The 8,606-nt window shown below is 70.8% G+C and carries 8 protein-coding genes; 2 read left to right on the top strand and 6 right to left on the bottom strand.

Annotation, left to right across the window (positions count from 1 at the left end; translation table 11 throughout):
• The first annotated feature begins 43 nt into the window (after positions 1–43).
• Positions 44–493, top strand: coding sequence for an SDR family oxidoreductase (locus tag ACWEVO_RS21655; RefSeq protein ID WP_452309349.1), 450 nt, complete (start codon positions 44–46; stop codon positions 491–493).
• Between the two features lie 99 nt (positions 494–592).
• On the opposite strand, the gene ACWEVO_RS21660 is transcribed toward ACWEVO_RS21655, so the two are convergent.
• The 6 genes from ACWEVO_RS21660 to ACWEVO_RS21685 all read right to left on the bottom strand — a co-directional run bounded on the left by ACWEVO_RS21660 (position 593) and on the right by ACWEVO_RS21685 (position 7,516).
• Positions 593–1,657 (bottom strand): ABC transporter ATP-binding protein, encoded by a 1,065-nt coding sequence (locus tag ACWEVO_RS21660; protein WP_452309343.1) that lies wholly within the window; start codon positions 1,655–1,657, stop codon positions 593–595.
• Positions 1,654–2,718 carry an ABC transporter ATP-binding protein gene (locus tag ACWEVO_RS21665; RefSeq protein ID WP_452309344.1) on the bottom strand — a complete coding sequence of 355 codons (1,065 nt, stop codon included), beginning with the start codon at positions 2,716–2,718 and terminating at the stop codon, positions 1,654–1,656. Before ACWEVO_RS21665 ends, ACWEVO_RS21660 begins: the two co-directional genes overlap by 4 nt.
• A 14-nt stretch (positions 2,719–2,732) precedes the next feature.
• Positions 2,733–3,722 (bottom strand): ABC transporter permease, encoded by a 990-nt coding sequence (locus ACWEVO_RS21670; protein ID WP_452309345.1) that lies wholly within the window; start codon positions 3,720–3,722, stop codon positions 2,733–2,735.
• 60 nt (positions 3,723–3,782) lie between these two features.
• Positions 3,783–5,525, bottom strand: coding sequence for an ABC transporter substrate-binding protein (locus ACWEVO_RS21675; protein WP_452309346.1), 1,743 nt, complete (start codon positions 5,523–5,525; stop codon positions 3,783–3,785).
• A 58-nt stretch (positions 5,526–5,583) separates the two neighbouring features.
• Positions 5,584–6,615 carry an ABC transporter permease gene (locus ACWEVO_RS21680; RefSeq protein WP_452309347.1) on the bottom strand — a complete coding sequence of 344 codons (1,032 nt, stop codon included), beginning with the start codon at positions 6,613–6,615 and terminating at the stop codon, positions 5,584–5,586.
• A 292-nt stretch (positions 6,616–6,907) separates the two neighbouring features.
• Positions 6,908–7,516 carry a hypothetical protein gene (locus ACWEVO_RS21685; RefSeq protein ID WP_452309348.1) on the bottom strand — a complete coding sequence of 203 codons (609 nt, stop codon included), beginning with the start codon at positions 7,514–7,516 and terminating at the stop codon, positions 6,908–6,910.
• A 362-nt stretch (positions 7,517–7,878) separates the two neighbouring features.
• Between ACWEVO_RS21685 and ACWEVO_RS21690 the strand changes: the two genes are divergently transcribed.
• On the top strand, positions 7,879–8,606 hold a 728-nt coding region (locus tag ACWEVO_RS21690; protein WP_452309350.1), incomplete at its 3' end, for a pentapeptide repeat-containing protein.

An 8,606-nucleotide genomic window follows, 5' to 3' on the forward strand; every position in this document is an offset into this window, starting at 1 on the left:
GGTGGTGGTGGGGGGGGTGGGGGGTGTGGTGCTCGGGGTGGGGGTGGGGGGGGTTTCGGGCCGGCCCGGGGGGGGGGGGGGGGGGGGGGGCCCCCCCGGCCGGGGCGGCCGGATCATCAGCATCACCAGCGTGCACGAGCACGCGCCCCGGGTGGGCGCGTCGGCGTACTGCGCGGCCAAGGGTGGGCTGGGGCTGCTCACCAAGGTGATGGCGCAGGAACTGGCCGCCGACGGGATCACGGTCAACGCGGTCGCGCCCGGGGAGATCGCCACCCCGATGACCGGGCAGGAGGACGTCGACCCGTTCACCGAGGAACGCCCCGGCGTGCCGGTGGGCAGACCCGGGGACGCCCGCGAGATCGTCGCGGTGGTGGCGTTGCTGGCCTCGCCGGCGGCGGCGTACGTGACCGGGGCGTCGTGGCCGGTGGACGGCGGGATGCTGCTGATGGGTCCGCAGGCTTCTACGCTGCCTTCTTCCTGGCGTTCGGTGTGAGCTGGTGTGGGGTCCCGGGCGGACCGTGCCCGGCTCCGGGCGGTGAGGCTTGATCCCTGCGCCGGGCACGGTCGGCCCCGGCCCCGTCGTGGCTCAGGCTCATGGGTCGGTGCCGGGTTCAGGACCCACGACAGCATCCAGGGTGGGTCTTGTTTCCGGGTAGTGGCAGGCGGTCAACTGGTTCCCGCCCTCGCGGGTGACCAGCGGGGGTTCCTCCGTCGCGCACCGCTCCTGGGCTTTCCAGCAGCGGGTGCGGAAGCGGCAGCCCGAGGGTGGGTTGAGCGGTGTGGGCACGTCCCCGGTCAGGCGGATACGGCCGGCGGGGCCGAGGGTGGTGACGTCGGGGATGGCCGACAGCAGGGCCCGGGTGTACGGGTGCTGGGGGCGGGTGTAGATGTCGTCGCGGTCGCCGATCTCGACGATCTTGCCCAGATACATGACCGCGACGCGGTGGCAGAAGTGCCGGATCACGGCCAGGTCGTGGGCGATGAACACGAACGCCAGGTCCAGGTCGCGTTGCAGGTCGCGGAGCAGGTTGATGACCTGGGCCTGGATGGACACGTCCAGCGCGGAGACGGGTTCGTCGGCGACGATCAGCTTGGGGCGCAGGGCCAGGGCCCGGGCGATGCCGATGCGTTGGCGTTGTCCGCCGGAGAACTCGTGCGGGTACCGGTTGTAGTGCTCCGGGTTCAACCCGACCAGTTCCAGGAGTTCCTGGACGCGTTTCTTGATCCCGCCGGGCGGGTTGATCCCGTTGACCTGCAACGGCATCGCCACGATCCGCCCCACGGTGTGGCGGGGGTTCAGCGACGCGTACGGGTCCTGGAAGATGATCTGCAGGTCCTGCCGCAACGGCCGCAGGTCCCGGCGTCGGGCGTGGGTGATGTCCCGCCCGTCGAACTCGATCGACCCGGACGTCGGCTCCAGCAACCGCACCAGCATCCGACCCGTGGTCGTCTTCCCACACCCGGACTCCCCGACCAGCCCCAGGGTCTCCCCCGGCCGCACGTCGAAGTCCAAGCCGTCGACCGCCCGCACCGCCCCACTCGCGCGGAACCCGTCACGGACCGGGAAATGCTTGGTCAGCCCCCGTACCCGCAGCAGGGCCTCGCCGGATCCCCGGCCCAGGGTCACCGGCTGACCGTTGACCGCGCTCGCGCTCATCGGGCCACCCCCACCTGGGCGATCTCGTCCCGGTAGATGCGCTGCCGGGCGGCCTCCGGCAGGTGGCAGGCCACCTCGTGCCCGGGCTCGGCGGTCGGCCGCAGCTCGGGCACCTCGGTCCGGGAGCGGTCGCCGTTGCGGCCGGCGTAGCGGCAGCGCGGGTGGAACGCGCACCCCGACGGCAGGTTGATCAGGCTCGGCGGGTTGCCCTTGATCGGCACCAGATCCGCGTCCGCGTCACCGTGCAACGACGGCACACTCGACAACAACCCCCACGTGTACGGATGCTGCGGCCGCCGCAACACCTGCGCCACACTCCCGTGCTCCACCGCCCGGCCCCCGTACATGACCAGGACGTCATCGGCCACCTGCGACACCACACCCAGGTCATGCGTGATCAGAATGATCGCCGAGCGGAACTCCTCCTGCAGATCCGCCAGCAGATCCAGAATCTGCGCCTGCACCGTCACGTCCAGCGCCGTCGTCGGCTCGTCCGCGATCAGCAGATCGGGGTCGTTGACCAACGCCATCGCGATCATCGCCCGCTGCCGCATACCCCCGGAGAACTCGTGCGGATACTGCTCGTACCGCTTCGCCGGCTGCGGAATCCCCACCCGACCCAGCATGTCCACCGCCCGCGCCCGCGCCTCCCGCCACCCCGCCTCCGGGTGGTGCACCCGGTACGCCTCCGCGATCTGCCGCCCCACCGTGTAGTACGGGTGCAACGCCGACAACGGATCCTGAAAGATCATCGCCATGTCCCGGCCACGCAGCCGGCGTACCTCCTCCTCCGCCAGCCCGACCACCTGACGGCCGCCCACCCAGATCTCCCCCGAGATGGCCGCCCACTTCGGATTGTGCAGACCCAGGACCGCCAGCGACGTGACGCTCTTGCCCGACCCGGACTCCCCCACGATCCCCAGGGTGCGACCGCGCTCGACGGCGAAGGACACCCCGTCCACCGCCCGGACCACACCGTCCTCGGTGTCGAACCGCACCCGCAGGTCCCTGACCCGCAGATAGGGGCCCTCACCCGGGCGCTGCTCCGGTAGCTGCACCATGTCGATCCCTCCCGTCAGCTCAGTCGGACCCGCGGGTCGATGACCGCGTAGAGCACGTCGACCACGATGTTGGCGACCACGATGAAGACCGCGGCCAGCAGCACGGTGGCCATCACCACCGGCAGGTTGAGGAACTGCACCGCCTCCACGGTGGCCTTGCCCAACCCCTGGAGCCCGAAGATGGTCTCCGTGATGAACGTGCCGCCGAGACTGGTGCCGATGTCCAGGCCGGCGATGGTGACGATCGGAGTGATCGCGGCCCGCAGCGCGTGCCGGGTGTGCACCTGCCGCGCCGGCAGCCCCTTCGCCCGGGCCGTACGCACGAAGTCCTCGGAGAGGGTCTCCAGCATCTGCGCGCGGGCCAGCCGGGCGTAGAGGGCCGAGTTGAGGAAGCCGAGCGTCATCCAGGGCAGCAGCAGCCCCACCGCCCAGCGGACCGGGTTCTCGGTCAGCGGGGTGTAGCTGGGGAACGGCAGCAGCCCGGTGGCGTACACCAGCAGGTAGAGCAGGATCAGCCCGAAGAAGTAGACCTGCATGGACGCCCCGGCCAGGGTCACGCCGATCGCGGCGCGGTCCAGGGCGGTGCCACGCCGCAGCGCCGACACCATGCCCAGCGAGATGCCCAGGGTCAGCCAGAGCACCGCCCCGCCGAGCACGATGCTGAAGGTCACCGGGGCGCGCTGGACGATGATCGCAGTGACCGGCTGGTTGTTGCGGAACGAGTAGCCGAGGCAGGGCGCCGGGCAGTCCTGGCGGAAATCCCCCGAGCCGTAGGTGCGGCCGGCGACGACGCCCTTGACGAAGTCCGCGTACTGGCGGGGCAACGGTTGGTCGATGCCGAGCCGCTGCTCGACCTGAGCGATGTCCTCGGCGGTGCAGTTCTTGCCGCACATCACCTTCGCCGGGCTGCTCGGCACGGCGAAGAAGAGACCGAAGGTGACCAGGCTGATCACCGCCAGGGTCACCCCGGCGACGAGCAGCCGCCGGATCACGAAACGGAACACGGGAGCACCTCCCCCGGTGGACGTCGGGGGCGGCCGGGACGCGGCCGCCCCCACGGGTGGTCACTTCTTCACGTAGATGCCGTTGAGCGAGATGATGCCGAAGGCGTCACTGAGGAAGGCGTTGCCGACCTTGGAGCCGTGCAGCTCGTAGGTGGCGTCGTAGTAGCAGGGCACCACCGGCACGTACTCCTTCATGATCTTCTCGTCCAGTGCCATCCACCCGGCGTCCTGCTCGGCGGCGGGCAGGGCCCGGACCCGGTCGATCTCCGTGCTGACCGCCGGCTCGTTGAGGTACGAGACGTTGTTGTTCCCCTCGGCCACGATCTCCCGCCCGTCGTAGACCGGGGGGATGATCGTGGAGCCGGTCGGCCAGTCGGAGCCCCAGCCGCTCATGTAGAGGTCGTACGGGTTGTTCTTCCGGCCGATCTCGTCGTAGTAGCTGCTGTTGTCGATGGGCTTCATGACGATGTCGAAGCCCATGTCGGTGAGGTTCTTGCGGATCGCCTCGGCCTGCTGGGTGCGCAGCTCCGTGTTGGAGTGGGCGAGCACCAGCCTCGGGCGCTTGCCGCCGAGCAGCTCGGTCACCTTCGCCTTGTCACCGGTCACCGGGGCGTTGAACACGTCGTACTTCTTCCAGCCCGCCGTGGTCGGCGACATGAGCGTGGTGGCCGGCGAGCCGGCCGCCTGCCCGCCGAGGGCCTTTAGCGCGGCGTCCTTGTCCACCGCGTAGTTCAGCGCGCGGCGCACGTTCAGGTCGGTGACCCGCTGGGTGTTGATGCTCAGCACCCAGGTGTACTGCGTCGGGCCCTTCACCACCCGCTCGACCACGCCGGCGCCGGTGGTCCGGGGCAGCACGGCCGGCGGCACGTCGGTCCAGCTCAGCGCCGCCTGGTCGGCCGGGGCGTCGGCGACGAGCCGCTCGGCGATCTGCGCCTGCTCCAGGCCGAAGGTGATCCGGACGGTGTCCGGGTACGCGTTGCGCAGCGGGTCGGTCTTCGCGTCCCAGTTCGGGTTGCGCTCCAGCTCCAACGCCACGTCCCGCTCGTAGGACTTGACCTTGTAGGGCCCGGAGGAGAAGGGCCGCAGGTCGTAGTTGGCCTTGGTGTCCTTGGCCGCCGGCACCGGGGCGGTGGTGGGCAGCGCCGCCGCGTACGGCAGGTCGCAGTGCGGCTCCGGGAAGGTGAACCGGATGGTCTTGTCGTCCGAAGTCTCGATGCCGTCCGGCGCCGCCTTGCCGCCGTCGTACGGCCCCTTGTAGCTCGCGTTGTACGCCCCGCCCGGGTAGAGCCACTGCTGGATGTAGTGCGGTCCCTCATTGAGGTTCGGCGCAAACGAGCGGGCCACCCCGTACGCGACGTCCTTGCTGGTGACCGGGGAGCCGTCCTCGTACTTCACGCCGTCGCGCAGGGTGAACTCCCAGACCTTGCAGTCCTTGTTCACGTCCCTGCCCGGGTTGGTGGCCAGGTCACCGACGAGCAGCAGCTTGCCGGTGCCGTCCTCCTTGTATCCGTTGAGCGACCGGTAGAGCAGCCCGCCGGTCACCTGCTGCACGTTGACGTAGTTGCGTGCCGGGTCGAGGTGCTCGAAGTCGGAGTTCTGCATGACCGTGAGGGTGCCGCCGGTGGCGGCCCCGTCGACCGCCTTGGCCGGGCCCTGGTTGTCGGCCGCCTCGTAGGAGATCGAGCCGGTCTGGGTCTTCGCCTTCTCGTTGCCGCCACCTCCGCCGTCGGTGGTGGGGCTGCAACCGGCGGCGACCAGCGCCGCCGCGAGGACACCGGTCAGTGTCCGGGTTCGTGTTCGCACGATGTGCTCCCTTCCCGCCCGGCGGCCCCCGCCGGCCGGACGTGTAGATGACCGGGGGTTACCGGGTCGACCGGGGATCCAGCGAGTCGCGCAGCGCGTCACCGAAGAGGTTGAACGCCAAGACCAGCAGGAAGATCGTCAATCCGGGGAACAGGGTGTACCAGGGGTCGCTGGCCACGTAGCCGATGCTGTTGTAGATCATCCGGCCGAGGTCCGGCGTGGGTTCGGTGACGCCGACGTTGACGAAGGCCAGCGCGGCCTCGATGGCGATGAACTGCGGCACGTTCAGCGAGACCGTGACCAGGATCGGCGCCCAGATGTTCGGCAGCAGCTGCCGGAAGAGGATGTGCCCGGTGCCGGCGCCGGCGGCCCGGGCGGCCTCCACGAACTCCCGCTCACGCAGCGAGATCACCTGACCGCGGACCAGCCGTGCGGTGTACGTCCAGCTGAACAGCCCGAAGGTGGCGACGATCAGGGCGACCCGGAAGGCCGGCGACGGGGACTCCCGCGCCGAGTAGAAGCGGTCCTCCAGGATCGGGATGACCGCGAGGGCGAAAATGAGGAACGGAAATGCCAGGGTGAGGTCGATCAGCCAGTTCACCAGGCCGTCCAGCCAGCCCCGGGCCCAACCGGCGACCACCCCCACCGCGACCCCGACGAGCGACGCCAGCAGGGCCGAGGCGAACGCGATGAACAATGAGGTACGGAGGCCGTACACCAACTGCAGCAGGATGTCCCGGCCACTGCCCGGTTCGAGGCCGAGCCAGTGTTTCGCACTGATGCCGCCGGCGTACCCGACGGGCATTCCGAAATCGTTGAGCCGATCGACGAACTTGTCGGTCGGGTCGATTCCGGTGAGCCAGCCGAGCAACGGGGCGCCGAGCGCGACGACCGCGGCGACGAGCAGGGTCAGTGCGCTCACCCGGGCGGTCCGGTCCCGCTTCAGCCGCAACCAGGCGAGCTGGTTGGGCGACCGGCCGACGATCTCCGAACGGCCGGTCGCCGCCGGGTCCCCGCTCGCCACGGCCGGGTCCGGGGCCGCCGGCTCGGCGGCGGCGGTCAGGGACGGTGGATGGGAAAGGTCGCTCATGAGGATCCCTCCCGACGGCGACGAATACGTCCTTCCACCCGACCGTAAACCGCTCTGGAACAGCGAATTGAATCGATACGGTAACGGCAGAATCGGTTGTCAGGCATTGACAACGATCCGGTTTACGCAATGACTCGCTGCAATAACGACGCCATTCGGTTGTCATCCTTACCGGCGGTCGTCCGACCGGATCAGAAATGCACCGAGGCGGGGTGTCGCTCTGGTTGTCAACCGTTCGGACATTCCGATCGGGTGGCCGCCTGCCACCCCGTCACCCGGGGCGCCGGCTCGCTCACCGGTTCATCGAGACGGAGACCCGGTTGAGGTACGCGATCTCGGCGGCGAACACCACCACCGCCACCACCACACCCAGCCCGATGGCCGGGCCAGCCGACATCCCACCCCACCCGGCGAGCAGCGTGACGCCAAGCCCGAGCAGCAGCGCGGTGACCACGCCGACCAGCGCCGCGGCGGTCAGCAGCAGGTGCCGGCGACCGGGTCGGGTGCCGACCGCAGCCCAGGCCGCCCGCGAGCCGCCCCCGGCGCTCACCGCGTCGGCGAAGAACTCCTGGTCGGCGGCGTACCGCCGGTGGTAGTAGGCCCGGATGCGCTGGATCCGGCGCAGGTCCAGCGAGTTCTCCAGCATGTTCTGGGCCAGCCGGACGAAGGTGAGCAGCCCGATGACGATCAGGGTGGGCAGCACCGCGCCCAGGTACGGCCGCACCAGGTGACCGGTGCCCGAAACGAAACCCAGGCCGATCAGCGCGGCGGAGAGCGTCGACAGGAAGATGGTCGCCCGACCCACCGACTCGGTGATGGTGGCGCTGCGCGAGGTCTGGAGCGCGAAGTGCTCCGTGGTGAGGGCGGTGAGCAGGGCCTGCTCCCGCGCGTCCTCGTCCATCCCGCGCCCCCTCCCGGTCACCGTCACGATACGGAGCCGGGCGGCACGGCCGGGCCGGAACAGGGCCTCATCGCCCTGTTCAGGTCCGAGTGCCCCGCCTTGCACCCGTCCCGCCGCGGAGCCCCGCCCGAGATCTTGGACAGTTGCCGTGCCCGGGGAACGGCAACTGTCCAAGATCGGCTGACGGAACTCGGCTGGCCAGGTGGATCGGGGCGGTCTCCGGCTGTCCCGCCGCTCGGGTGCCGAGGCGGAGGTCGGCACCCGGTGACCGGTGGCTGTCGGCGGGAGCCGAGAATGGGCGGGCAGGCAGCGAGTGGTGGCGGCGGGGGTGGGACGTGTCGGAGGCGGTGGAGCGGCGACCGGTGACCGGTCCTGGCCACGAGCTGAGCGCCGACTGCGCGCGCTGCTTCGGGATCTGCTGCGTCGCGCCGGCCTTCGCCGCCTCCGCCGACTTCGCGATCGACAAGCCCGCCGGGCAGCCCTGCCCGAACCTGCGCGGCGACTCCCGTTGCGGCATCCACCGGGACCTGCGGACCCGCGGCTTCCCCGGCTGTACGGTCTTCGACTGCTTCGGGGCCGGCCAGCACCTGGCGCAGGGCACCTTCGGTGGGCGGGACTGGCGCGACGACCCGACCACCGCGCGCCGGATGTTCGACACGTTCACCGTGATGCGGCCGCTGCACGAGCTGCTCTGGTATCTCACCGAGGCGCTCGCGTTGACCCCGGCCGGCCCGCTCCGGGACGACCTGACGGCCGCGCTGGCCGAGACCGGGCGGCTCACCGACGGCACCCCGGACGAGCTGCTCGCCGTGGACGTCGACGCGTACCGGGGGCGGGTCAACGAGCTGCTCTCCCGCGCCGGCGAGCAGGCCCGGGCCGGCCGGGCCGGCGTGGACCGACGCGGGGCGGTGCTGATCGGCGTGGACCTGCGCCGGGCTGGCCTGTCCGGGGCCAACCTGCGGGGCGCGTGCCTGATCGGCGCGGACCTGCGCGGCGTGGACCTCGGCGCCGCGGACCTGACCGGGGCGGACCTGCGCGGGGCGGACCTGCGCGGGGCGGACCTCGGCCGGTGCCTGTTCGTGCACCAGGC

This window comes from Micromonospora sp. NPDC003776 (assembly GCF_053605645.1).

Excerpts from the sequence above, each read along its gene's own strand:
- ACWEVO_RS21685 (WP_452309348.1), bottom strand. The coding sequence starts at position 7,516 with ATGGACGAGGACGCGCGGGAGCAGGCCCTGCTCACCGCCCTCACCACG.
- ACWEVO_RS21665 (WP_452309344.1), bottom strand. The coding sequence starts at position 2,718 with ATGGTGCAGCTACCGGAGCAGCGCCCGGGTGAGGGCCCCTATCTGCGG.
- ACWEVO_RS21680 (WP_452309347.1), bottom strand. The coding sequence starts at position 6,615 with ATGAGCGACCTTTCCCATCCACCGTCCCTGACCGCCGCCGCCGAGCCG.
- ACWEVO_RS21660 (WP_452309343.1), bottom strand. The coding sequence starts at position 1,657 with ATGAGCGCGAGCGCGGTCAACGGTCAGCCGGTGACCCTGGGCCGGGGA.